The 25,297-nt window shown below is 53.1% G+C and carries 16 protein-coding genes and 1 pseudogene; 4 read left to right on the forward strand and 13 right to left on the reverse strand.

Going from position 1 to position 25,297, the window contains the following annotated elements; genetic code table 11:
- Positions 1 to 6: 6 nt before the first annotated feature.
- The 3 genes from ACOMDU_RS09725 to ACOMDU_RS09735 all read right to left on the reverse strand — a co-directional run bounded on the left by ACOMDU_RS09725 (position 7) and on the right by ACOMDU_RS09735 (position 5,559).
- Positions 7 to 3,897 carry an InlB B-repeat-containing protein gene (locus ACOMDU_RS09725; protein ID WP_421130129.1) on the reverse strand — a complete coding sequence of 1,297 codons (3,891 nt, stop codon included), beginning with the start codon at positions 3,895 to 3,897 and terminating at the stop codon, positions 7 to 9.
- Positions 3,894 to 4,247 carry a glycosyltransferase gene (locus tag ACOMDU_RS09730; protein ID WP_421130130.1) on the reverse strand — a complete coding sequence of 118 codons (354 nt, stop codon included), beginning with the start codon at positions 4,245 to 4,247 and terminating at the stop codon, positions 3,894 to 3,896. The genes ACOMDU_RS09725 and ACOMDU_RS09730 overlap by 4 nt, the downstream gene beginning before the upstream one ends.
- Before the next feature lie 304 nt (positions 4,248 to 4,551).
- Positions 4,552 to 5,559, reverse strand: coding sequence for an SDR family NAD(P)-dependent oxidoreductase (locus tag ACOMDU_RS09735; RefSeq protein ID WP_421130131.1), 1,008 nt, complete (start codon positions 5,557 to 5,559; stop codon positions 4,552 to 4,554).
- A gap of 170 nt (positions 5,560 to 5,729) precedes the next feature.
- Between ACOMDU_RS09735 and ACOMDU_RS09740 the strand changes: the two genes are divergently transcribed.
- The 3 genes from ACOMDU_RS09740 to ACOMDU_RS09750 all read left to right on the forward strand — a co-directional run bounded on the left by ACOMDU_RS09740 (position 5,730) and on the right by ACOMDU_RS09750 (position 8,268).
- Positions 5,730 to 6,299, forward strand: coding sequence for a TetR/AcrR family transcriptional regulator (locus tag ACOMDU_RS09740; RefSeq protein WP_421130132.1), 570 nt, complete (start codon positions 5,730 to 5,732; stop codon positions 6,297 to 6,299).
- Positions 6,300 to 7,019: 720 nt separating this feature from the next.
- Complete coding sequence (locus ACOMDU_RS09745; RefSeq protein ID WP_421130133.1) at positions 7,020 to 7,823, forward strand: hypothetical protein; 804 nt, start codon at positions 7,020 to 7,022, stop codon at positions 7,821 to 7,823.
- A 22-nt stretch (positions 7,824 to 7,845) separates the two neighbouring features.
- Positions 7,846 to 8,268 (forward strand): hypothetical protein, encoded by a 423-nt coding sequence (locus tag ACOMDU_RS09750; protein WP_421130134.1) that lies wholly within the window; start codon positions 7,846 to 7,848, stop codon positions 8,266 to 8,268.
- Between the two features lie 399 nt (positions 8,269 to 8,667).
- Here ACOMDU_RS09750 and rpsI read toward each other — a convergent pair.
- The 3 genes and pseudogenes from rpsI to ACOMDU_RS09765 form a co-directional block, all read right to left on the reverse strand.
- A pseudogene (gene rpsI / locus ACOMDU_RS09755) lies at positions 8,668 to 8,763 on the reverse strand (30S ribosomal protein S9); the annotation flags it as partial.
- A 69-nt stretch (positions 8,764 to 8,832) separates the two neighbouring features.
- Positions 8,833 to 10,044 carry a tyrosine-type recombinase/integrase gene (locus ACOMDU_RS09760; protein ID WP_421130135.1) on the reverse strand — a complete coding sequence of 404 codons (1,212 nt, stop codon included), beginning with the start codon at positions 10,042 to 10,044 and terminating at the stop codon, positions 8,833 to 8,835.
- Positions 10,044 to 10,604, reverse strand: coding sequence for a helix-turn-helix domain-containing protein (locus ACOMDU_RS09765; RefSeq protein WP_421130136.1), 561 nt, complete (start codon positions 10,602 to 10,604; stop codon positions 10,044 to 10,046). The genes ACOMDU_RS09760 and ACOMDU_RS09765 overlap by 1 nt, the downstream gene beginning before the upstream one ends.
- 207 nt (positions 10,605 to 10,811) lie before the next feature.
- On the opposite strand from ACOMDU_RS09765, the gene ACOMDU_RS09770 reads away from it, so the two are divergent.
- Positions 10,812 to 11,642 carry a hypothetical protein gene (locus ACOMDU_RS09770; protein ID WP_421130137.1) on the forward strand — a complete coding sequence of 277 codons (831 nt, stop codon included), beginning with the start codon at positions 10,812 to 10,814 and terminating at the stop codon, positions 11,640 to 11,642.
- 510 nt (positions 11,643 to 12,152) lie between these two features.
- Here ACOMDU_RS09770 and ACOMDU_RS09775 read toward each other — a convergent pair.
- The 7 genes from ACOMDU_RS09775 to ACOMDU_RS09805 form a co-directional block, all read right to left on the reverse strand.
- Entirely contained in the window at positions 12,153 to 15,368 is a 3,216-nt protein-coding gene (locus ACOMDU_RS09775; RefSeq protein ID WP_421130138.1) for an InlB B-repeat-containing protein, read from the reverse strand.
- Positions 15,369 to 16,284: 916 nt separating this feature from the next.
- Entirely contained in the window at positions 16,285 to 17,556 is a 1,272-nt protein-coding gene (locus tag ACOMDU_RS09780) for a hypothetical protein (protein ID WP_421130139.1), read from the reverse strand.
- A gap of 90 nt (positions 17,557 to 17,646) precedes the next feature.
- Positions 17,647 to 18,024, reverse strand: a complete 378-nt coding sequence (locus ACOMDU_RS09785; RefSeq protein ID WP_421130140.1) for a hypothetical protein — start codon at positions 18,022 to 18,024, stop codon at positions 17,647 to 17,649.
- Complete coding sequence (locus ACOMDU_RS09790; RefSeq protein ID WP_421130141.1) at positions 18,021 to 18,434, reverse strand: hypothetical protein; 414 nt, start codon at positions 18,432 to 18,434, stop codon at positions 18,021 to 18,023. The genes ACOMDU_RS09785 and ACOMDU_RS09790 overlap by 4 nt, the downstream gene beginning before the upstream one ends.
- Positions 18,435 to 18,439: 5 nt before the next feature.
- A complete protein-coding gene (locus ACOMDU_RS09795) occupies positions 18,440 to 22,576 on the reverse strand; it encodes a DUF5018 domain-containing protein (protein WP_421130142.1) in 4,137 nt (1,378 codons plus the stop codon).
- A 9-nt stretch (positions 22,577 to 22,585) separates the two neighbouring features.
- Positions 22,586 to 23,902, reverse strand: coding sequence for an ABC transporter permease (locus ACOMDU_RS09800; RefSeq protein ID WP_421130143.1), 1,317 nt, complete (start codon positions 23,900 to 23,902; stop codon positions 22,586 to 22,588).
- Positions 23,899 to 25,297 (reverse strand): COG1361 family protein (locus tag ACOMDU_RS09805; protein ID WP_421130144.1); only part of this gene is annotated, 1,399 nt, incomplete at its 5' end. The genes ACOMDU_RS09800 and ACOMDU_RS09805, both read right to left, overlap by 4 nt.

A 25,297-nucleotide genomic window follows, 5' to 3' on the forward strand; every position in this document is an offset into this window, starting at 1 on the left:
GCCTGTTTACTTTTCGATGATTTGCAGTGATTTTTCCTGACGTCGCCGCCTGATCTGCCATGTGGTCAGTGCAAGGCATCCGGCAAGAGATGTGCAGAGGGAGAACCCCCACAAGCCTAACACGCTGCTGTCGCCGGTCTGCGGGACTGTGGTCACGCGCCAGCCTGCATACACGGTCATATCCTTCGTCAGATAAGCACCGGAAACCTTGTTTGTCAGGCTGCGTTCGCTGTACCAGCCGGTAAAGGTGTGGCCGCGCCAGGTGGGGACATATTGGGTCAGGTCAATGTAGGCATTGTACGTTCCCTGCACACTGGAAATATCACTGCCGCCGCCTGTTTCAAAGCGCAGCGTGTAGTAGGTGACAGGCGGATAGTAGTAGCCGCCGCCGGTATACGTCCAGTGGGCGTAGACGGTGGTTTTGGCATGGAATACGGTATCCGTCGTGACCTTCGTACCGCCATTCTTTTCGGTGTACCAGCCGTTGAAGCTGTGCTTGCTCCGGGAGGCACTGGGCAGCGAACTTAGCTTCTGATTGGTGGTGGTCATGCTGCCGACAGAGGACGTACCATCGCCCGCGTCAAAGGTGACGGTATGCTCGTTGCGCTTTTCAAACGTTGTAGTTATGGTGACGTCCTCCTCCGGCTGGGCGAAGGTATAGGTATCCTCCCCAACCGCAACGGCGGCAGGGGTGCCGTTGATGGATAGCGCGCTGAGCATATAGCCCTCATCGGGTGCAATGGAGAGCATGACAAACTCGTCCTTGCAGAACAGAGGCGTGCCGTCCTCGGCGGTTTTCGCAAAATTTGTCACCGTAACTGTGCCATTTTCGCTGCTCGTAGCCGTTACTCTGTACTGCGGCGCACCGGCCACCGTCACCTCTACCGTAACAGTCTGCAAGGATTCCTGCTCCGGTAGGACGACAATGTCTGTGCCTGACAGGTCAAGCGTTCCGTTCACGGTAAAGCTCTGCTCCCGCTTTGACGCCTGCTCATACGTCTCTGGTATTTCCCATATCACAGGGATATTGGTAAACATAGAGCTGTCTCTTGCCGTGAGAATCCGAACCGTCTTCGGGAGACTTTCCTCCAGATTCGCACCGTTCGGTAGATTCAGGGCAGAGGGATTATCCCTGCGGTCAAGCGTGTTCATACGTATCTCGTTGATATACGCAGTTCTATTGTTGCCGGCGTCCATGATAACGATCTCGTGCTTTATGCCCTCGTCCATGTCCGCTTTTATCGTATAGACGCCATTCTCATCCGGCTCCAGAGGCGTACTCCCGTCCTTTACGGTGAACTCCGATTCATCAACCACGGTGAATTGCAGATCGCCCCAGTATGTACCGCTCTCGGTTTGCCCATACTTGCCGGTAAGTTCCTTGCCGGAGGGATATTCCAGCGCCACCGCCGGGTCGGCGTCTATGATGATGTTCGGCGTTGAAACGTATCTTGTCCCCACCTCGTTTGTCGCTTTCGCATAGTAGTACCAGCTTCCGTTATATTCCTCATAGGAAATCACATCGAATGTCAGGAGCGAGGTCGTGTCGAACTGCGTCCACTTGATTTTGCCCTCTGCATCCAGTGCTTTCAGCTGCTCCTGCGTGTAGCGTACCGGCGATCCGAAGTAGTAGCCGATTTTGTTTGATGTGACGCGGATATCCATAAGATAGCCTTCCTCAGTCTTTGACGGCATATCCGCGTAGCAGAAATCGCTCTCCGAGTCTGCGTGATAGCCCCAGAAGCGCCTGCTTCTGAGCCCTAACTCCAGCGTTGGCAGTTCAGTCTCCGGAATCACCTGAAGGAACGTCCGGTTCGAGTTGATGATGCCGAGGTTATAGTAATTATTCTCCCCGCGGCTTATTTTGATGTCCTCGTTATCCCAGTCGACAAAATAGGCTTCCTTCGGCAGATGATCGAACGGCAGTTCCAGTTCAGACCCGTGCGGCACGCCAAGGTGGAGGATCGTGCTGCTCGGGTCGTTTCTGTCACTCAGGATCAGGACCCGGTGCCTTCTGTACAGAGTTATCTTTGTTGTGGTGCTGTTGCCCGCATTATCCGTAGCAACGACCTCATACACAAGTCCTTCGTCATTGTTGCCGCCGTCCGGCGCGGTCAGCTGATAAGCCTGTCCGGTCTGCACGGTCTGCTCCTCACCGTTGATCGTCACAGACTTGACGCCGGAGGACACCTCCTTGTCTCTCACCGGGTCGCTGACTGTGAAGCTGATCGTACCGGGCTGCCCGTCGTCGGTGTCGTCGGCGGTATACTCCATTCCATTCGCAATTCCCTCGGTCACCGGAGGCGTGGTGTCCTTCGCCGACACAACCCCGCATACGGTGCACTTCTTTTCCTGGTTTTCCCACTCTCCGGGAATATGCTCACCATCCGGTACAGGTCCACGCTCTAGCGGATTCCGGGCCGGGCAGCGTGTGCATCCCCAGACATGACAGCCATTCCGGTTTTTCCAGCCGTAGGTATGGTTTCCCTCGCAGGAGGTCTCCATCATTTTCACATCAAGATCAGTTATCGCCCATCCGTAGTTCTGCGTGTATGGCAGAGTCAGCAGTGACAGGTCAATCATTCCGTCGCTGTCCGGAATCAGGAAATCAGTGAGATGCATGAAGTAGCTCGGTTTCCCATCCGTTCTGAGCGCGTAACCGTTAGCCGTCAGCATGACGATCTTTCCATCCTTTGAGCCGACCTTTATCCGGTCGTTCGTCGCGATCGACGGATCCGCCACGAGCTGCTCCGGTTTGTAAACAATGTCGCCGTAGCCGACAGCCGCCGCGTCCGAGCCGTTGCTGCGGTAATTGGTCGACAGATTCAGGGTAGCGTCGGTAAGGGTTATGTCCATTCCGCGGCACCAGCGGCCGCCGCCTATCGCCGCTCCGTAGTGTCCCGTCGCCGTAACAAAGCCGCCCGTCACCGTGATATCACGGGCGGGGACATACTGCCCGCCGCCGATACCCGCGCCGTTGTGGCCGCCTTTAGCCGTGACCGTGCCGCCGGAGATGTAGATATCGTGGGCGGCGTTGATGCCATTCATGTCCTGCTCCGTTGTCCAGCAGCCACCGCCGATACCAGCGCCTCCGTCACCGCCTTGAGCGCTGACTGTGCCACCATAAATATAGATCTCACTGCCGCGACCCTTATAGCTGCCGCCGATGCCGGAGGCCAAGCGGCCGCCGTTGGCTTGCACCGTGCCGGAGTAGAAATACAGTTTCTCACCGCTTCCGCCCTGGCCGCCGCCGATGCCTGCGCCGCCATTGCCGCCGATGGCCGCTATGGTGCCGCCCCAGTAGTCAGGATTGCTCCGAGAGCCAAAGTGCATATTCACGCCGTGGCCGTACATATCTCCGTTGTAATAACCGTTGGAAATATTGCGGGTCGCGTAGCTTCCTCCTATGCCCGCCGCTTTGTCGCCGCCCTTGCAGGTCACCGTGGTGCCTGTGCGCGCCAGAACATAAAGCTGACCCTCGCTGCGGTTTTTCTGTATTGCCGCGCGGCCGTCGGCACCTTGCAGGGAGCTGTTCTTGCCGATGAAATAGATATATGCCGAAGCCTTCTTATTTAATTCAATAGCCGGCCCCTTGGAACTGGGACTCATCTCGATATTTACGCCGTCAATAAATACGTGCGGCGCGGTTTTATCTCCCTTGATGAATATCTTCTTATCCCATGCCCATGTGTCCCTGAGCTTATCGGGAACGGACGAGTAGATGTAGTAGCTCCGACTGTCCTTAATGGATATGTCCGATGTCCGGTTGTACACGTCAATGCTCACGTCGTACTTTGGTATGGTATCCATCGGCCCGTCCGCCGCCAATACTGTTGTCGGAAGCAGCGTCAGCACCATGCAGCACAGCAGCAGGATGCTAAGTATTCGTTTCTTCATTGGCTTTTCTCCTCCTGTTCGTGTCGGTTCGGTTTGTCCGTCCCGTCTTTTTTCTGGTTTTCTCTGATTCTGAGCCGGAAGCACAGCGCGGTGATCGCTGCCGCCGCGGCAAAGGAGACGACGCCTACCAGCACATAGCCGCCCGCGTCCTCCCGCAGCAGCATCGCGCCGAAGCTGCCCCATGCGGCGGTCTGCCCCGGCCCGACGACCGTGCCCGCCGTCTGCGTCAAGACCGCGCACAGCAGCATACACGCTGCGGAGAGACTTATTACCTCGCGCCGCTGCCTCCGGCGGGTGTTTTCCCGCACCCGCTGCTTGACGAGTGCGACCCGTCTTGCGGTATCGTACATATCGTTTGAACCTCCTTTCTGGATTTTTTGAAATGCGGCTTAAAAACCCCTTCACTTATATAGGTACAAAAAATCGAAAAAACTCTCACCCAAAACGCAAAATTTTTCAAAAAAATTTGAGAGCCGCCAAAAAGCAGCTCTCAGGGAGTAAATGTTCGGTTATTTCCTCTGCGATAAGCGGAAAACGGACCATCTTCCCGCCGCTACCAGCAGCACCGGCAGGGCGTAGGCGATGTACTGCGCCGCGCCGCCTTATATCAGTTGCATGTGCAGCCTGCTCAAGGTGCTTTTTGTTGCGGTGAGGTCACACTTCGTCCGTTCTCCTCTGCCCCAAAAGCCAGGCTGTCATGTCCTGCAAAGTATCCTCCACCGGGCGCGGATGATATGCAAAGCATTCCGATGCTGCGGCATGACTGAATTGCCCGTTTGAGGCAAGAACAGTAACGGAATAAGGGGTGAAAAACAGCGGCTTTCGCTCCTTCATGCTTCGACGTTCATAGTATGGAGCCGCCAGCTTTGCAAGCCCCAGTGGCAGGCAGATGGGGCGATACTTCAGCTTTGCAGTCTTTCCCACGTGCTGAAGCATCTTGCGGATAGTGACATAGTGGCCGGACAAAATGTATCCTTTGCCGAGCTCTCCGTTTTCGGAACAGGCGAGAATGCCTTTTGCCACATCCCGCACATCCACGAAGTCATATCCGCCGCAAACGGCAAAGGGCAGCTTTCCGGAAAGAAACGATTTCGCCATTGAGGTGAAGCTCCCTCCCTGTATATCGCCCGGCCCGATGATACCGGAGGGGAAGACAATGCTGGCATTCAGCCCGCGCTCTGCCGCATTGAAGACAAACTCTGTTGCGGTTGCCTTGCTCTTGGCGTAATCTCCGTCCACAAGCCCCGGGGAGAATTCGCAATCCTCCGTAATGGTGCAGCCCTTTGGCTTTTCCGGTATGGCATGGACGGAACTAACATAGACCATTTTGCCCACATTACGCTCCATACATTGCCGGAGAACGCTCCATGTCCCACCTACATTGACCTGATAGAGCTTCGAACCGGGTCTGGACGCGACAGAGACGATACCGGCGCAGTGAATCACACAGGTACGGCTGTCCGCATCCGCGAAGAAGTCTGTCAGCGAGTTTTCCGCACACACATCACCGATGACGGTATGGACTTCTTTGGGGAGCAAATTGATATAGGGGTCATCATGCAGCACAAGCGCATACACTCGTGCGCCGCGGCGTACCAGCGCTTCTACAACAGCTCTGCCAAGGAAGCCGGTAGCGCCTGTAACAAGATATTTATCATACATTAAAAAAGCCTCCTCAAATAATCATACAAGTGTTGATTATCTTTCACAAGTACAGTATACTTGAGAGGAAAGACAGAAACAATCAGCACTTGCCATACGACCGAAAGAAAAACAACACTTTCTGTCAAAGCGTTGCTTTTCTTTGTAAACTTTTTTTGGAGGGGCTCTATATGGAGAAGATGGATGCAAGGAAACGCTATACGCAAATGGTGCTCAAGCAGTCTTTTCTGAAGCTGCTGAAGGAAAAACCTGTAAACAGAATTACGGTGAAGGAGGTTTGTGCGCTGGCGCAACTTAACCGTGCCACCTTCTATGCCCATTACAGCGATTGCTTTGCCCTGATGGAGAGCATTGAGAATGAACTCATCGACGCATTTGAGAAATCCCTTCGCTATGTCAATTCGTTTGATGTGACGGCGCTGATCGAAGCCATCTACGATATGGTCGATCAGAATCAAACGGCGTGCCGCGTCCTGATTTTGGGGAATACAAACTCAACGGTCCTCATGCGGATGATTGCCCTGGCCAAGGCGGACAGCATTGCTTACTGGCGGAAAGAACTGCCCGGAGCCAGTGAGACAGAGCTGGAAATGATGTATACCCATCTGTCAAACGGTTTGATGCATGTCGTCGTGGAGGGCTATGACAAGTACAGCAAAGAGGAAATGGTCCGTTTTGTCAACCGGGTAGTAAAAGCCAGTCTTTCGTTGTTCCAATCGCCCCAAAGACCTCTTGCTTAACATAGGCCTTATGCTTGTGTAGTATAATAGGCTCTGCAAAACGGTCGATGGTCAAAGGAAAGGATGGAGAAAATCAGTCATATTTTACGAAAAATGAGCATAAGAAAACCCCGGAAAATGCGGATTTTCCGGGGTTTTTGAGCTCTTGAGTTGTGAATTTGCGTCCGATCAGCGCTTGGAGAACTGAGGTGCGCGACGGGCGGCCTTCAGGCCGTACTGCTTTTGCTCTTACGTCCGCAAACCGTTGGTATTACTGGGTTTGCGGCATCCCCGGCTCTCGGTTAACCCATCTGCTCACCCATTATTTTGTGATAAGTGTCAGAGGGATACTACGCGCTTCTTTTGCACGTAAAACTCGAAAATAATCACTGATACGCCATGATTTTATCTACATACAAAGGTCTGTAAATCACTATGACCACCTCCGTCTGTAGATAGTATACCGCAATTCCTATCAAAAGTCAAAATGTTTTGCGATTACAAACCGCAAAACATTTTGATAATTTCCTTAGGGAAAAATACCTTTATAGAAGCTCAATCCTAATGTACACACCAAAACACTCCACTTCCTTCGGCTGGATCAAATTCGGCAAAATATACATATAGCAATTCGTTGACAGCATAAAATTTATGCTATATAATGATATCAAACAACGACACAGTGCTATCCCAAGAAGAAAAAGTCCATCATGTTGAAAAAGAAAGAAAGGAAGGTTTGCCATGAAAAAATTTACGCAAGGAAAGTTGATGAAGAAAATAACAAGTTTTATGCTCATTTTGGCGTTCGCCTGCTCCCTTTGTTCAACACCGGCCTATGCCCACGGTCTGAGGTCCGACGCGGAGGTTACCGAGGGTCTTGAATTGATTGAAAGTTTCATGAAGATTCCCCGGAGTTACCTGACAGGTACGACCGTGAACCAAGATGGAATGGTTGTGTTTTCATATGACATTGACGGGGTAGCTTCTGCTATTACTGTCACTCAAGAAAGTGACGGCACCACTTTTGAAGTTTCCGAGGGATCAACGGTAGCTAGTATGAAGTTTACCAACAACAATGAGTTGTATTTGAATAACAAAAACATCGGAACTGTCAGTCCACAGATTCAGCCTATGGCTGTCTACGAGATTTATTGGACTCAGACGTGTCCTTATGGTCGCGCCTCGGATTATTCAACATATTACAGATATGATGAGCATAGTAATGTTCTTCTTGAAAATGCACTACTATCCATAGGGGTTACTATTTTGACCTCAATCCTTATTGCCGAAGTTCCGGCCCTTGCTCCCTGCGGATTTAGTGAAATACTTTCTATTGCGTCGGTTATGATTGATAAAGCGCCGTATTCGACTGCAGCCTCTTATAAGGATACAATCTATGTGCACAATGTGAAAGGTTATTGGATTTCCGGTTCTATTGACCCGCTTGGTGTGGAAAAGCATAGTACAGTATTATATGCAGGGGCGGGCTTCAACCATAAATCTACCGATTCTCCAGTCATAACGTTCCGTTGTCAGGACTTCTGAGGTTGCAGGAAGGAACAGTAAAATGAGCAAAAAGGAAGATAACCGTTCTACATTGCCACAATTAGAACTCTCGGGACTGCTTTTATCTGTTGCTCCTCTTATTGTGGCCGTTTTCGTCTTCACAAACCGTAATGAGTATAATTACGCAAATATATATTTAAAGATATCCATGATCCTTGCTGGCGGAATCGTCGGAGATTATTTAGGCTTATTATTACACAAAGAAAATCGAGAAAAATGCGGTAGGAATAAGCAATTCGCATGTGTCATTGCTGTATTCGGGGGACTATTTCAAATCATTTTTTCGTTCGTTAACCTTTTGAATGCACCCCTTGATACTACGATTATCAAGCTTGAATTTTTTGAATATCATTTTTTCATCCTAATCATTACACATTTGGCGCTTTTTTTACTTTCGCTTTATATCCTGAAAGCAAAAAAATAGTGGCAGGAGAGGCAGATATCATTACGATATCTGCCTCTCTTTTTTTGTGAAGTGACAAGGTTTATTATCTTCCACCATAAAGTGGCCCCTACGTCATGGAACCCTTGGCATTCTCTTGCATTTCTATATATGTGACACCTGCATATTCAAAGGAATCCCCATCTCTATTCAAAATCATCTTTGCACCTCCCTCAAATATGGCAGTCGATCCCGACAATGAAATGATCGTCAGGGATACTATCAATTTTTAGCCCCTATAAAATGGGTTAACATGGGTCTGGTTCAGCCAGATTTTGCCAAACCTTCCAAAATCATTCAAATCGCAATTATACAAGAAAACGCCAGAAACTTCTTGTTTCTGGCATTTTCCGTTCGATTTTGTTGTAAAATCCTGATCTCTCAGCGCTTGGAGAACTGAGGTGCGCGACGAGCGGCCTTCAGGCCGTACTTCTTGCGCTCACTTGACAGAAACCCTTGTATTTGCAACGACTTGCGGGTTTGACGAATGAAATTTGTCGTCGATTTTGTCTTTTAAGGTGTGCGTATGGTGCCTGCGGGGGATAGTTATGTGGTAGGATCGGACGGGAAAACCTCATTGATCTGCTTTGCAGACTCTGTCCGTTTTTCTGCGCTCTTGGCCTGTGCGTAGATTTTGAGGGTAACATCGGGATTCTTGTGCCCGGCATAATCCATTACCGTGCGAACATCGACCCCACTATAAATCAGGTTTGTGATATAGGTCTTTCGAAGCATGTGTGTTTTAACCGGGAAGTCAATGATATAGCGTACATTGGGATTGTGGGCAGCAGTCTGGCCTGCTTCCCGATTGACGGAATGAGACTTCTTTCCATGCTGTTTATAGCGGATATATTCGTCCGGTCCAACGCTGCGTCGCTTTATCTTTCGCCACATATTCCGGAACTGAGTCTCACTCAAGGGAAGTCCACTGCTATTACAAATAACAAAATCAGAGGCAATGCTCTTTTTGATTTCTTTCAAATGATTGAAAAGGGGCACTGGAATAGGTATATTACGGTGGCCAGCTGCGGTCTTGGTCACATTGGAAATCTCCGGACGATTGTGGCAGAAAATACATGTACGCGTAACCTCGATCTGCGGAGTGTCCGCATTGAGATCAACGCAGTCCCATTGGAGTGCCAGAGATTCCTCGCGCCGCAGTCCGGCATAAAGTCCCAGCCTAACGAACGTTTCTAAAGGATAGATATCTTTGACCGCAGCGAGTAGCGTGGAAACTCGCGCATCCGTCAAGTATTCCTCCCCTGTATCCTCTTTTTCGTGCCTTACGCGTTTAAAGGTATGCTTTGTCGTCGGGTCAACCTGGATCAAATCACAGGTAAGAGCATCGGCAAAAATCTGCTTGATTAGCATAGAAGCCTTGCGATAAACGGACGCGGACTGCGCCTCTGCTACAGCCATAGCCGCTTTTATATCTTCGCCGGTGATGTCAATCAAGCGCTTATTACCAAGTACGGGGATGAAATGTGTGCGGATGATTTGCTCGTAATTATTATAGGTATTCCGTTTGAGATCCTTGGACTTATCGGAGAGCCACTCCGTCGCACGTTCGCTGAAGGTTGGGAATTCCTTAATTTTGCGACGAAGGCGAATCTCGGCCTCCCGCTTTTTTACTTTCTCGTCGCGCTCCGCAATTGTCCGGCCATAAACAGTGATATACTTACCACGTTCATCGCGAATGCTTTTATAATAGTATTCAATCCCGTTTCGGATTACTGTCTTCTCTTTCCTTCGAGGCATTAATTACGCCCCCTCTTTCCGTTGCCACCGCGAAAGCTGGGATGAAAATCCGCTCTGCCGCGATCCACGTTATCAACCCGCTGCTCAATAAATTTCCTCAAGTCCTCCTCGCGATAACGGACGTTTCCCTTACGCCGGTATTGGACAGCAGGAAGTTCCCCCGCTGCACGAAGGCGGTCAAGATTCGAAACTGAGATCCCTAAGTATTTCGCCGAGTCCCGGCGGTCGAGTAAAATGCAATTCATGGTAACTCCTTTTCTAATTGATTTTTCCGAGAAACCATGATAAAATAACCTTGCACTGGTACTTGATGGTTTCTCGCTGTCTTGTATCCTGCACCTCCCGCCGGCAAGCGGGAGGTGCTTTTTTATTGGCCGTGGCCTTTCTTTCAACCTTCCTGCTTCGCCAATGGTGGCATCTCCACAGGCGTAAATTCCGAGACGGCCTTCCCGTACCTCTTGCTTAAGGCTCTGATGGCTATCAGCCACTTCCTGTTTCGTAGATAGCAGCATCTCCGCAGGCGTAAATTTCGAATGAGCCGTTCCGTATTTTGCCGTCATTTCAGAAAAATAACTTGAAGACTATCTGTCTTCTCCTCTAAAATAACACAGGTGGCAATAAAAGTCAATATATAGATGTAAAAAAATAAATCATAACGCTCAAAATGTTAATACAATCATTTCTGCCAAACGTCATTTCGCTTATCTTACGTTGACTTTTTTTCGTTCTTGTGGTACTATTAATCAAATAAATTTGGAGGTTTGTATATGGGCAAAGATGCAAAGCTGTCAAAAGAATTAGAAAAATTTGAAGATGACTATAACTTTATGGTAGAGGCCACTGGAGACCAGAACAATTTTCCCAAAGATGCTCAGTTAGTAAAAGATGTAATTAATTTGTTCCTACAACAAAATCCGAGAGTCTCGCAGGTAGATATTGCAACCGAGTTCGAACTATCTTCCAGCCTATTCTCTCGTTTTCTGAGGACTGACAACGTGAAATCAAAACCAGAATGGAATAGAGTTGCGTATATACTTGGATTGAATATTGATTTGGCTCGGTATATAAAAGACACGCGGAAGTTGATTGAACTGGTTGGAGATTGGCAGTTAATCTATTATGGTTCACGCCTTACCTGCTTTGTGCGAGATACTTTTGATATAGACGGTGATATGAGAGAGCTTTCAACTTGTACGCCTGTTAGGCCAAATAACAACACCAGCGGCGAAAGGAATTATGAGTGTGTGCCCTATAATCTTGGCACAAAAGACGGTGGTGAATCGTGGAATTTTCAGTACTTCAAAGGGGAAGATGTACTTGCCTCCGACATAATCTTAAATCTATTTGCTAACACATACGCATTAAAGGCACACATTATAATCATTTTGAATTGCGAGCAAGCTTTTGAAGATCTCAAGCAAACTTTTCGCAGAAAGGATTGGCGAAATAGCCTACAATACTATTCTATGACGGTTCTCCGTGTTGACGATGAAATTTCTACCATCATTAATGAGTATTCAGATGGAGATTTGGGGCTCAAAAAGCGGTCTGAGCAAGGAAGTGGCACGAGCACCGTGCCTTCCGCAACTCCGCAGTGACCCCAGCGGCCTAGACAGTCACGCTCAGGCGGGGAAATGTAACTTCGTACCCCCGCACCTGCCCCCTAATCCCAGCGTAGCATAATCGAGTATATTGTCAATACGTTCGGAAGGACAAATTCCAAGGAAATCACTCTCTATCTAAGGGAAGGCTACCTGCTGTTTTCGGCAAGTGGTCTTCCTTCATTTATTCAACCGGTGCGGCCTATTCTCGACAACTGGCTCAATGCTTAACTGGCATCCCTGCTCTGACACATCAAATGCGTATTTACGTTTCGTGAGTCGCGCGGCGTATAGCAATTGCCTTCGCAGTCGCACTCAGCCCCTTCAGAGCCCCATAGTGTCATGCCGTGGGGGTAGGCGGGGTTCAGGCACACGGGGAGGCCAACGCCCATCACGCCCGTGCCTGAGTCATTACAGAGAAAGAGCAGCCATTCCTAGGAATGGCTGCTCTTTTGTTCGTTTTGCGATTGGTATTTCAGGGTGTCTGCGGGGTCGGGAGCCATCTACTTACCAATACTTGGGATACTTGCTGGTGCTTTGCTGATGCTTTGCATACTCCCACCAGGGAACTTGGGTGGCAAAGTCCGTCAGCTTGTCCCAGAACTGATCGGCCAGCGTTCCCTTGTCCACGTAGACCGTGACAGTATAGGTTTTGCTGCTGCCATCCTCCATGGCGGCGGTGTAGGTCACGGCATTGGTGAAGTCCACCGTTTCACCGCTGCCAGGTGTCAGGGACTTGACGCCGTTTGTGGCGATAACCGGGGTCAGCTTCGTCACATCTGTGCCGCGAGGCATGGTGATGGTAATGGTGTTAGTGGTATTGTTCACCGCACCGGCCACACCGTTGATGGAGAAGCTGGTGATGCCCTTGGCAGTCGTTGTGGCCGTCTCCCACTTGCAGGTGATGGTCACATTGCCCGCAGGCATAGTAAAGCGGTTACCGGTGATCTTCACCGTTTCACCACCTGCCACAGCCAGCGAGTAGGTCAGAGAGCCCTCTGCCATCTGATAGCCGCTGTCGGGCGTGACGGTGACGATGATCTCGTCGCCCTTATCCGCCTTGGTGCGGTTGGTGGTGATTTTGCCGCCCTTGGGGGCGTTAATCGTGATGGTAAACTTACCGGTATCCGGCGTTTCGCTGCCGCTGCCATAGGCGGGGATCTCCACCTTCAGGACAGTGCTCTCGCCTCCGGAGGCGTTTACGACCACAATGTAAATGTCACGGGCGTCCTCGGTCAGATTGCTGAGGGTGATGGTCGTCTCGCCTGCGCTGGCTGTACCATGGGTGGTGGATTTCATGATCTCATCTACCGTGGGTGCCGCCGCACCGTGCTCAACCACCTTGTAGAAGTACGTTCCGGCCTCATTGGAGGTGAACTTCACCGTTGCGGCAGTCTTACTGGTGCGGGTGGCAGAGCCGCCGGACAGGGTGGGAGCGTTGGGGGCGGTGTACTTGATCTCCACCGTGTAGGTCTTGGTACTGCCATCCTCGGCGGTGACGGTGAAAGTTTTGCTGCTGTTGGGGCTGATGCCGCACATGACATTGCCGGAGGACCATTTGCCGATGATGCCAGTCGCATCGTCATAGCCTTCTGCCTGTGCCAGAGACACACCGGTGTAGTTGATTTGCATAAAGACATCCGGCGCAGAGCCGATCTTGTTGATCAGGGCCTTGTCCGTATTGGAGGGCAGCGTGATCGTCCACGTCGTACCGCTGAGCTTGCCCTCGGCGATCACGGACTTATCGGCGTTCAACAGCTTGACGGCGGTGATGTCCTTCTCGCTGCTCTTTGCCTTGGTGATGGTCACGGTGTAGTCCTGCGTGGAGCCGTTCTCAGCCGTCACCGTGAAGGTGGCAGCCTTATCCAGCTCCATATCGCAGGCCTTGCCCTCAGCGGGCCAGTTGCCCGTATCGCCGGACTTCTTCACCGTGGCATACTCGGAGATCTCAAGCTTCAGTACCGCCTGCGCCAGCGCGGCTTCGTCTGTGTTGGCAGGAACCGTGATGGTATACTTGGTGCCGCTGCGCTCGCTGGTGGCACCGGGAATATTCAGCGTCACATTGCTCAGATCGCAGGCGGCGCTGGCCTTTGCGGGATCTACCTTGAAAATCGCCTTTGCGGTGATGTCCTTGCCGGTGGCAGGCATGATGAAGGTGGCAACGTTGACAACATCCTCCGCAACGGTGTATGTCACATCGTTCTTATCGGCATCCTTGACCTCCCAGCCTTTCAGCATATAGCGTTCGCCGGGGGTGGCGGTCAGGGTGACGGTCTGGCCCTCGTAGACAACAGATTGGGTCTCTGCGGGGGTACTGCCGCCCACGGTAACGGTGGCGCTGCCCATGGTCGCATCCGCCACGGCGGTAACGCTGGCAAAAGCACGCTCACGGAAGTTAGCCGTGACGGTCATTTTCTCGCCGCTTGCCTTGAACTCCACTTTTGTTGCATAGCCGAACGACCCCTTCGGGCGGCTGGAGTTGACTAGCGAAGTGCTCACTTCGGAGTCCGGCAATGTCGTTCCATCACGCTCCACCGTCCAGCCGGTGAATTCGTACCGGTACCACCAGTCCTCACCTAACGGAATAGCACTCAGTGTGGCACCGTCAGCAAAGACAAACGGACTGTCGTTACTGCTAAGTCCTTTCAGTTGGACATTTGTCACGTCCAAAGGATTTGTTTTCCATGTGACCTCTGTGCCGACATTGTTGATTTCCGCAAACAAATAGACATCACTTGCCGGCATGGTAAACGTGAAGGAGGGGTTCAACTGATCCTCGGTGCTGACCTCAATGCCCTTAATATCCTTCCAACACACAAATTTCCGATGGAACACATCGCCTGCCGTATACGGCACCGGCTGCGCAGTCACAGTTACCTGCTGACCGGGCTGCGCCTGCATCAGCGTTACTCCGTTGGAATCAGTGAAGGTCACGGTGCCTTGACGGTTCGATTCAATATTTCCAACATTGCTGTACAGCAGGGAAACACCCGATTTCAGACTATACCGCACAATCGAAGAATCCTTGAGGGTAAAGCTTTCACCGATCGCCGTGCGCACATTGGCCGCCGGCATGGTAAAGGTGAAGCTGTTCTCCGTGCCGTCAACGGTTACGTTGATCGGCGTTTTATTTCCGTCATTCGTGATCAGGGAAACCGACGCCAGCTCCTTACCGGCCTCCGGAATGTAAAGCGTGACCTTGACCGTTTGTCCCGCCTTTACGCCGCTGCATTCGACCTCACTTATTCCGCTCATGCTAAGAGGTCTCCCGTCTGCGGTCACACTGGCGACCCGATAGCCTAAATCGTAGTATTGCGTATGGCTCCAAAGGCCCAGATAAATCTGATAAGTGGTTTCGTAGGCAGGAACCGCAGCTTTCAACGTAGATTCGCTAATATTACCCGAACTATCTTTCGCCTTAATATAGACTGTTGCCGCATCGGCGGTCAATCCGGTGATATTCAGCGTATTCTCGCCGCTGACCATCGGCGTACCAGCGCCGGACGTGTCCACAGCGTCGGCAGAAACGAGAGAATAGTAAACCGTACCGGCCTCGCTGGAGGTAAATTTAACGGTGGCTGTTGTTTCTCCTGTGCGCTGCACACCGTTTGCAACCAAACTGAATTCCGGAGGCGTTGTATCTTCCGTTGGGGCAGAACCACCAGCTTGGATCAGAATGTAGCTAATATCCGTGGTTTGGTCGTCATATAGCTTCACGAGCATCAAATGAGCAGCATCCGTGCTGGAATCAATATACTTACCTACGCCGGGGATATTTTTTAATTTTGTAGATAAGCATCGCTTTGTGTGGTTATTCGTGGATAACGAAAGTACTATTTCGCCGTTCTCTGTCGTGGAAGTACCGCCTTTATTACATGCGCAATGCAATTTTTGATAGGTGTCCGATGCTCGAATCGTCAGGGTCGCAACATCTTCGGGAACCCACAGGCAGTATACAGTAGGATATATCTCGCCAACAGGATCATATTTGATGTCCGTCTTGACCGGAGTATAAGCAGTTCCGTTACTTCCTGTGATGGAAAACGGCTGAGGGTCTGCAATCAGCTTCGTCCCACCAGCTTGGATAAGAATGTAGCTTATCTTCGTGGCTTGGTCGTCATATAGCTTCACGAGCATCAAATGAGCAACATCCGTGCTGGAATCAATATACTTACCAACATCAGGGATATTTTTTAATTTTGTAGATAAACACCGCTTTGTGTGGTTATTCGTGGATAGAGAAAGTACTATTTCGCCGTTCTCTGTCGTGGAAGTACCGCCTTTATTACATGCGCAATGCAATTTTTGATAGGTGTCCGATGCCCGAATCGTCAGGGTCGCAACATCTTCGGGAACCCACAGGCAATATACAGTAGGATATATCTCGCCAACAGGATCATATTTGATGTCCGTCTTGACCGGAGTATAAGCAGTTCCATCACTTCCTATGATGGAAAACGGCTGAGAGTCCGCATAGGCAACCGTTGTCGGGATCACACTGAAGCACAAAATGGCTATCAGGCCGAGAATCAATATGCGCTTCAATTTATTCATAAACATTCTCCAGTTCTAATGTAGGGAGAGCGGGGCGGAAAGCCCCGCCCTCCTTACTGTTCATTTTTTATCTTCTCCCTGTGCATTAGCCCCAGGGATGATGCCTATAGTCGCAGCAAATGAACCAGCAGATCTCGTCACCCGCGCTCAGAGTATAGCTGGCGCCACCCACAGCGGGAGTGTTCCACTTGGTAAAGTCAGCCGCACCATTGACCCAAGTGGGACCATCGGTATACATCCAGCCGGAGTACTGCCCAAAAGTAAACTCACCGATGCCGTTCAGCGTCGCCATATAGGTGCAGCCCTCGGGGACCTCGGAAGTATAGCTGTACTTGACAGCAAACTTGTGCATGATATCCATCACAGTCTCGCCGGAATTAACAACACGCTCACCATAAGCGTGGCCATCGGTAATACCGAAGAATTCCTTGGCCTGCGTATTCAGAGTATCCACCGCAGTCTTTACGGTGCCGGTATAGTGGGAATCAGCCATGGCCTCGGTAAAATCAATACCATATTTCACCGTGAAAGTACCGGGGTCGGTGGCAAAAACAAAGTACTTACGGGTCTCACTGCCCTTTGTCACATTCACAAAGGGAGTGCCATCACTGAGATTCAGCGTAACCTCAGCCTCACCGCTTACAGTCGTTTCACCCAGGCATCCGCCAGAAGCAGTGCTTCCGGTAGGTACTCCGATGAAGGCAGAAACCGCAGTTCTATTGCTAATAACACTGTCCATGGTGGCAGCGGCCTTGTAGCTCACGAAGGTCCACTTGCCATCCGTGTTCGACACAGTGTTGCCCATGAGGGGATTCTGCGCGTTGGTAGCAGTGAACGTAGCCTCCACATCGCCGAACTGCAGTGTGGAAATGCGCAGAGGATCGCCGGAAGCAATGGCAACCGCGCCATTGGGCAAGCCGGCAGCCAGCTTATAGGTCTTGCTGGTCGTGACGCCGCCCTCGGAGGTGCTGATGATCACGGTATAGACCTTGTTGAGCAGGTTCACATTCGTCGCCGTGCGGACATTGCCCGCACCCGTGAAGGCAAGGTCGCCGTTGATGGTGGCGCCGGCATTGCTCAGGTTGATCACCACGTTGGTGCTCTTCAGGCCATACTCGGAGCCGCCGGCCACCATGGCGCGGATATAGATCTGGTCGCCGGTATTGCTGTCCTTCTCATAATAGGCGGTGGTGCCGCCAATGGTGACGGAGGACACGGCGTCAATGGAATTGACGGTCGTGCGGGTTACTTTCCCGGTCGTGGTCGTCGTGGTGCCGTCGGCAAATGCCATGGTGCTGAGAGACAGCGCCATCACGAGAGCCAACAACAATGCGGTGATCTTCTTCGTCATTTTCATGTTCGTTCTCCTTCTGTTAATTTTTTGTTGATCTCTTCTGCGCAGGGAACGCCGTAATCCCATGCATCACCTCTTTTCTATCATGAGCCGTTACCGGCTCAGCCCTATTTCAAAGCCGTAGGAACGGCTGCTTGACCCATTCTCTATAATCAGATCCCGATGTTCCCGCGTCAGATCCAGCACCATGCGGCCGCCCAAATCTGCCTTCAGGCAGGGACTATCGCCATTGACGGACGCGCCGTCCGCCAGCGTAATGTTGGCTGTGCAGTTCTGAAAATCCGTTTCTATCGGCAGTGTGATGCAGATCACATATTCCGCATCCTTTCCGCTGCCGCGCTGCTCCACCGTGCCGATGCTGTCGCCGATGATAAACTCCCGGATAGCCAGCGGATCGCTGTTCTGGCCGCAGCCGCCCAGCAGCAGGCTTACGCTCAGCGCGGCGATCAGCAAGCATACTATACGCTTCATCCCATCGCCTCCTTGAGCCGCAGGCAGTAGGTGCGGGTATAGCCCTCGTTCTGCACGGTGATGCAGGGGCCGCTAACCGTCAGATCCACCACCAGCGACATACCGTCAATGGATACGATGCACGGCTCAGTCTCATCCAGCGTCGCGCCCTCGGATAACTGGAGCGTCAGCGGGACGGCGGTCACGTCCATGCCCTCGCTGCGGGGAATAGTCACGACACAGCTCAGCCCCGTCTCCTGTCTGCCCCAATTCTTGGTGACGGACACCATACATTCCGCCTCGCCGCACCGTGCGGAGAGAATATCCCACCTGCTGCGCTCCTGCGGCTGCTGGGGTGCGTTCCCGCAGCCAGCCGCCAGCGTCAGCAACAGGCACACCAGCAATAGAAATACAGTTTTTCTTTTCCTCATGGCACTCAGCTCCAATCCCGCTTGGTGTGGCTGGTCTGGTGATCCGCCACATCCGAGTTGTTGCCCAGCTCGTCCCAAAGCTGCTGGGAAACGCTGCGCTCGAAGGTCACGGTGACGGTATAGCGGCTGGTTTCCTCGCCCAGCGTCACGGTGTAGACCACCGGAGCGGTAAGGTTCACCACCTCGCCGGGCACAGGGCTGACCACCGCGCCCGCCGTCACTGTAACGGAGGGCGCTACCGCCGTCACGTTCGTACCGGCAGGCAGCGTTACGGTGATAGTACCTGCGCTCTGGTTGATGACACCGTCCACGCCCAGCACGGAAAAGGCCGTGATCTTCGCGCCGGTGGCCGGCGTTACAGGATCGCTGCCGCCTCCACCGCCGCTGCCGGAGATCAACTGCCCCGCCTTATTCAGCACGGAGACGGTGTAGGTGCGGGACAGCACCTTTTCATTGCCCGCCACGATGTACTGCACCGTGCGGGAAAAGTCCTGCGCCAGACCGGGGGCAGGAGAGCAGACCAGCGTCTCCGGTCCAAGCGTCACATCCGGGGCGAAGGAGGTGCTTGACAGATTGCTGTCATCCACACCGGACACGGTAATGGTGTTGGCCTTGTTGTCAATAACGCCCTCATAGACCGTGCCGCCGATGGTAAGGCTGAAGGCGGAGATAGACGCCTGCGTCCGTGCCGTGGCCTTGATGCGGTACGTCCGGGTATTCGTCCCGTCGCCGGAAGTGATGGTGAAGGTCGTCCAATCCGACAGGTTCATGCCCTTCTTCCCGTCCAGCGCCGGCGAGGCGGTGGCCCCATAGGAGAGGCGGGCGTAGATCATCAGATTTGAGGTGTCCTTTCCTGCGTCAAGCAGCAGCTCAATATCCGTGCTGTCCGTGCCAGTGGTGATGTTCTTGCCCAGAATGTCCAGATCCCGCAGGATATTGGCGTCCTTCAGCATAATGGTATCGGTGTAGATCTCCGCGCCGGAGGGCTTTTCTTCATCCGAGAGCTTGACTACCACATAGTAGGTCTTGGTGGTCTTGCCGTCCTCCGCCTGCACGGTGAAGGCGGTCTTGGTATCCTTCACAAAGGTGATGCCGCCGGTAAGATCCGGTGCAAGGATCGTGGCATAATCAGACAGCTGAAGCTGCGGGTGCATATCATTCAGCGGCGTACCGGCAGGCAGGGTCACGGTGATGATGTTGTCTCCGCCCTCGGTGGTAAACACGCCCTTCTTACCCTCCAGTGTAAAGGAGGTAATGTCCGCCTCGGTGGACAGCTTACGGGAGAAATCGAAGCGATGATAATACAGGGAATAGGGATGTCCCGCGCCGCCGCCATTCAGGAAGCCCAGATACCACTGTGTGGCATAGCAGCCTTGATAGGTGGCCATGGCGTTCTTGGGCGTCGTGTTGCTGTGGGCAAAATAGCCCTCGACAAAGTCGGCGTAGTTGAGGAACGAGGTCAGCACGCTGTCCTTTCCGTTGTTGAGGCGCACATCCGTGTGAACGTCAACACCCATAGCGGAAAGAGCGCAGATGATCTGGGACGCGCCCTCAGAGGTATACACGCCGCCCCACTGGACGCCAAATGGGTTGTCAAAGGGGTCAGTGCCAAAGCTGTCCATAACAATGTCAAAGCCCTCCCACAGCTTAGCCTTGACCCGCTCGCCGTACACTGGATCGTTCTGATAGGGCGCGATAGACTGCATCAGCATGGTGACCATATCCAAGCCGAAGCCGTCCGACAGATACTTGTGGTTCAGGATCGTCTCCAGCAGCTTTTCCCGCGTCCACACGGCGTTTTCAGGGATAGTATAGTTGCCCATATCCAGGGCGTTCAGGGCAAAAATGGGACCGTTGATGGTATATCCGCCGCTGTAGTTATAGAGGATTGCGGCAAGGTCGTCTACCTTGTTTCCCTTGGCGTCAATGAAGGGCTCGCCGTTGTTGTACTTGGACAGCTTGGAGCAGTCGATGCCGCGGGCGGTCAGTGTCATGATCTTACGGTCAATGTTGGTCATGGCCACATTGGTGGTGGTGTCCAGCCGCTTGATGCACTCCGCGATGGAGAAGCCGTCGTCAAGATTACCCAGCTTCTTCTGGTAGAAGCCCAGGTTCATCCATTCCCAGTCCTCCCACGCGCCTGCCGTTGTCCGGCTGTACCGCTGGTTGATCTTGCTGATCAGTGACTCCATATCCGCCTTGTAAGGATTCTCTGCTTGCTCCTGAGAAACCGTTACAGTGACGGTATAGGTGGTGGTGGAGCCGTTCTGCGCTGTGACCTTGTATTTTACCGGCTTGCTGAAATCCCGCGCCTCACCGGAGGCCGGTGTGACCGTGGCGAAATCTGATACGCGGATAGCCGGCGCAAAGGTGGTGCTTGTCCCGGCGGGCAGCCCCAGCGAGATCGTACCATTCACCTGATCGATTGTGCCTGCCACCGCGCCGTAGGTGAAGGATAAGATCTGCCTGCCCGTTGCCACCGCCGTGCGGGTGATGGTCACCGTATAGACTCGCTCGGTACCGTCCTCGGCGGTGACGGTGTAAGTGTTTTCACCTTCCTTCAAAGCGTCAGGCGCGGTGAGCGCCGCAAATTCGGAAATTGTGATCTCCGGCTCTACGGCAGCCAAGTCCATTGCATAAGGGATGGTAATGGCGATATTGTCGCCATCGATCACGCCCTCCGCGTCGCCCAGCTTATAGGCGGTGATGTAATTCTCTGAGGACTTTCTGGCTGTGACGGTTACCCTGTATTCCGTTCGCAGAGCAAAGTTGCTGTTGGTCACCACCATTGTCAGAGGTGTCGTCTCGGAATTGGTGAAATCGAAGGAAATGCTGCCGTCAAGGGCCGAACCCTCTAACGTGACCGCCGTGCCGGTATGAACGACCACCGGCGTGATAGCGCTCAGGTCGGTGCCCTCAGGCAGGTTCAGGAAAATCGTCTTATTGGTCTCGTCGATCTTGGCGTACCGGGTCTTGCCATCATCAGCGGTAACGGTGAAGGAGGTAACTAGATTGTCCGGCTTACCCGTTTCGATGATGATACGCCATGTGGCGCTCAGTGCATTGTATTTCGTGCCGTATGCCGGATCATAGGGTGTTACCTGATAGGCCAAAGACCCTTGGGCCACAGAACCCGCCACCGAATTGGCGATTAGTCCAGTTCCTACCTCAACATCCACTGTTAATTGGGAACGGTCTACATTTTTCGGCAGCTTCACCGTCACCGTGCGAGCCGCGGCATCGATACTGCCCACAGAGCCGCCAATGGTCACCCGGTCAATGACCGGCTCTTTGATGCGATTCTGTTCAACGTAGGAAAGATACTCCGGAACGATCTGCTCATAGATGATCCGTAGTGCCGCGGGGCTGACCCGACTATAGCCTTTTTTGGTAATATACCTTTGCAGGTATTCCTGCATGAACTGAACGGCCTCCTCGCCGCCCGCACGCCACTTTGCTTCATAGGAGTCAAAGAGACGGTTGCCTCCCATGCCGACAGTATCGTCGTCATAAAAGGCGGTATCCATGCCTAGCCAGTAGCCCAGTGTGCCGAGCATATCCGCATTGGCCGGATGATACGCGCCGATATTGGTCTTTGCCGCATTGATCTTATCTATTACAAGATAGAGCTGATGATAGGTATCCGCGAACAGCTCCGCCATACCCAGCAGTTCCTGGGTATTCGCTTCTGTCCACGTTTCCTTACTGGTAGCCTCCGCTGCAAAGGTATAGACTGGGAATGTCCGTCCATCTGCTGCAGTAAGGTTATAGCGAATCGGCCTTGAAAAATCATAAGAATTGTTAAGTACTATATCAGCTTTATTATCCTTTGAACTCTTGTTGTCGCCAAAGTAAATGGAGGTCGGCGTCATGACATAGGAGCTTGCATCGGAACCCTGCGGCACGCCGTATACATTGATAAAGCCGCCAAAATTGGCATATAGCGGGGCCATTACAGCACTGCCGTTATAGAAAGTACCACTGTTTTGCAAATACCTGTCACCGCTGGCCGTACCGGTGGCCGGCCAAGTACCAACTGCTGCGAAAGCCTGTACCGTCAGAGAAAGGGTCATTACCAGTGCCAGTGCCATGGCGAGGGCACTGCGCAGCGGCTTTTTGAAATTGTGTGTTGTCTTTTTCATATCGTCACCTCACTCAGAGCGAATGGCTTCGTTGGGGCTGATCAGCGTTGCCTTGCGGGCGGGGATCCAAGCGGCGGCAATGGCCACGCCGCCGGAGAACACCACACCGCAGACCGCCAGCCACCAGGGCAGCACGCACCGCAGCTCACGGGACGCGAAGATCACCGGTATCAGCCACTTGGCGATAAAGCTCAGCACCAAGCCAGCCGCGCCGCCGATCACGCCCACGATCAGCGCTTCCGTCAAGAACATCTTGAAGATGTCGCTGCGAACGGTGCCCAGCACCTTCAGCACGCCGATCTCCCGCGTCCGTTCCGTAATGGACATCATCATGGTGTTTGCCACGCAGATGGCGGAGATCAGGACAGCGATACCGCCCAGCGCGCCCAACATCCCCTGGATCTGCCGGGACTGCGTCCGCACCGTCTCCAGCATATCATTGAGCGAATAGGTGTTCAGCCCCGTGTCCCGGATCAGCTTGACAATACGCTGCACGTCGCTGACGTTCTTCACCTTCACCCAAACCAAGTCGTAGGTGGGGCCGTTGGCCTTTTCCTCCGCCGTCTTGGTTTGAGTTGTCGCGCCCATGTAATTGGCGTTGGCCTGCGTCATCTCCTGCAAGCGGTCAAAGGACATGAACGCGGCGGTGGCGAAGTTGTTATTCAGGGTGGAGCAGATACCCGTTACCCGCAGGGTATAGAGATTGCTGGAGGGCAGTGCCCGTCCGTCGGTGTCAGCCTTCGGCTCGCCGGTCAGGCTGGAGGAATCGAAGGTCATGCGGACAGGTACTTCCAGCAGGTCAATCAGAGCGTTGCCGTTCTCGTCCACCGCCAGCTCCCAGTCCTTCGCCTTGTTGGCAAGTCCGGCTGCCACATCGTCGGTAAACAGCACCTCCGGATGCAGGCGTGTGCCGTCCTCGGCCATAACGCCCCGCTCCGGCGTCAGCATGAAGTTTTCCGCCGTGGTCATGTCAATGCCGTAGACGCGCACCATGTTGACATAGTTGCCGGACACGATATAGGCGGACTGCTGATAGACCGGCGTTACCGCCTCCACACCGTCGATGCCCCGGAACGCCTCCAGTGCCTTGTCGTTCAGCAGCGCCTTGCGCCCGTAATCGCCGGTGGCAGGCGTCACATCGATCTTTGTCAGGCTGCCCAGTGCCTCGATGCTCTCGCGGTACGCCTGCTCATAGCCCAGACCTACGGAGATCAGCACCACGATACACATGACGCCCACCGCCATGGATAGGGCTGTCAGCGCCGTGCGGGTCTTTCGTCGGAACAGGTTGGTGCAGCCGTAGCGAAACAGGTCTTTTGGCTTCATACATTCCCGTCCTTATTGCTTCCGTCGTAGGTCAGCGGCTTCTCTCCAATATCCGGCGTGCCGCCGTCTGCGTCAAAGTCGTCGTCAAAATCGTCCAAGGCAGCGGTGTTTTCGGCACCGGGTCCGATCTCGCCGCGCTTATAGCGGATGATGACATAGACCACAATGCCGATCAGGATGAGAGCAAGGATCGCTATCAGCAGCCACAGCCACCAGCGGCTGTCTGTGCCGTCTTTATTTGCGTTGACGCTGTTGGCATCTGTATCCGCAGAGCTTTCCGCCACGCTCAGGGGCACGGAGATGTCCTGAGAATACGTCTCGCCGTTGGCGTCCTCATACTGGAGGATCATCTTTCCCATAAACGCGCCGATCTTGGAGAAGCCCACCGTTACATCGGCACTGGTGGAGCCGCCTGCCAGCAGGTCACCCACGTAGCAGGGCGCGGCGGCGGTCATGCCGTCCGTGGCCAGCACCCGGATATTCATAGCCTTGGCGCGGCCCATGTTGGTCAGCGGCACGGAGATGGTAGCTTCCTTATCCTTGCTGGGTGTGCCGTACACCTCCGGCGTACCGGCCAGAACATCCATCTTCTGGCTGACCGGCAGCATGATGTTCTGCGCCGCCTTACCGGCCACCGCCTCGGTGGTCTCATAGGTCAGGTTGATGCCCAGCATGGCGGGGCCAACCTCCGCGTCCTGCTTGGCCATGATCTTGTATTTCAGGATCGTCGTGCCGCCCGGCTTGATGGAGTCGGCATAGGCGGTATCCGTGCCGCCTACGCACAGCGTCAGGCCGGGGGAATTGGTGAATACCAGGCTGGAGATGATTTTCTTGGCCGTGTCATACTTGGAATTGTTGATCAGGGTCAGGCGCAGCTCCGTCTCCTCGCCTGCCATCAGGCCGGATACCTCGGTATCGTCCACATACAGCTTATAGCTCTGCACCATCACCGACATGGCGGAGGCGTCATAGCCGTCGATCACAGTAAACTGCGTGGAGAAGGAGCCCTCCGCAGGGGCGCTGTTCTCGAAATAGTTGGCCTTGAATTTAATGGACTTGTTGCCGGAGGTGGCAAAGGGCGACACCGTGAAGGTGTAGTCCAGATACTTCACCTCGCCGCTGGCCCAGTAGTCGAAATATTTGCCTAAATTGGTGGAGTCGATCACGAAGGGGAACTCGTCCAGCGCGGCGGACACCACGGGATAGACCGTCACGCTGGTCAGGGTACCGCCTACATTGATCACGGGGATCCGCATGGAGATAGTCTGATTGGGTGTGCCGGTAGGCACGGTATAGGAGCCGCCCGCATTGGTACCCGCCACCTGAAGGCTGCCGAAGGAGGTAGTGACGCCGGACATATTGCCGTTGTCGGTAACGGTCACATAGGCACTGACC

Origin of the sequence: Vescimonas sanitatis (genome assembly GCF_049060325.1) — a bacterium.
Taxonomy (GTDB): domain Bacteria; phylum Bacillota; class Clostridia; order Oscillospirales; family Oscillospiraceae; genus Vescimonas; species Vescimonas sanitatis.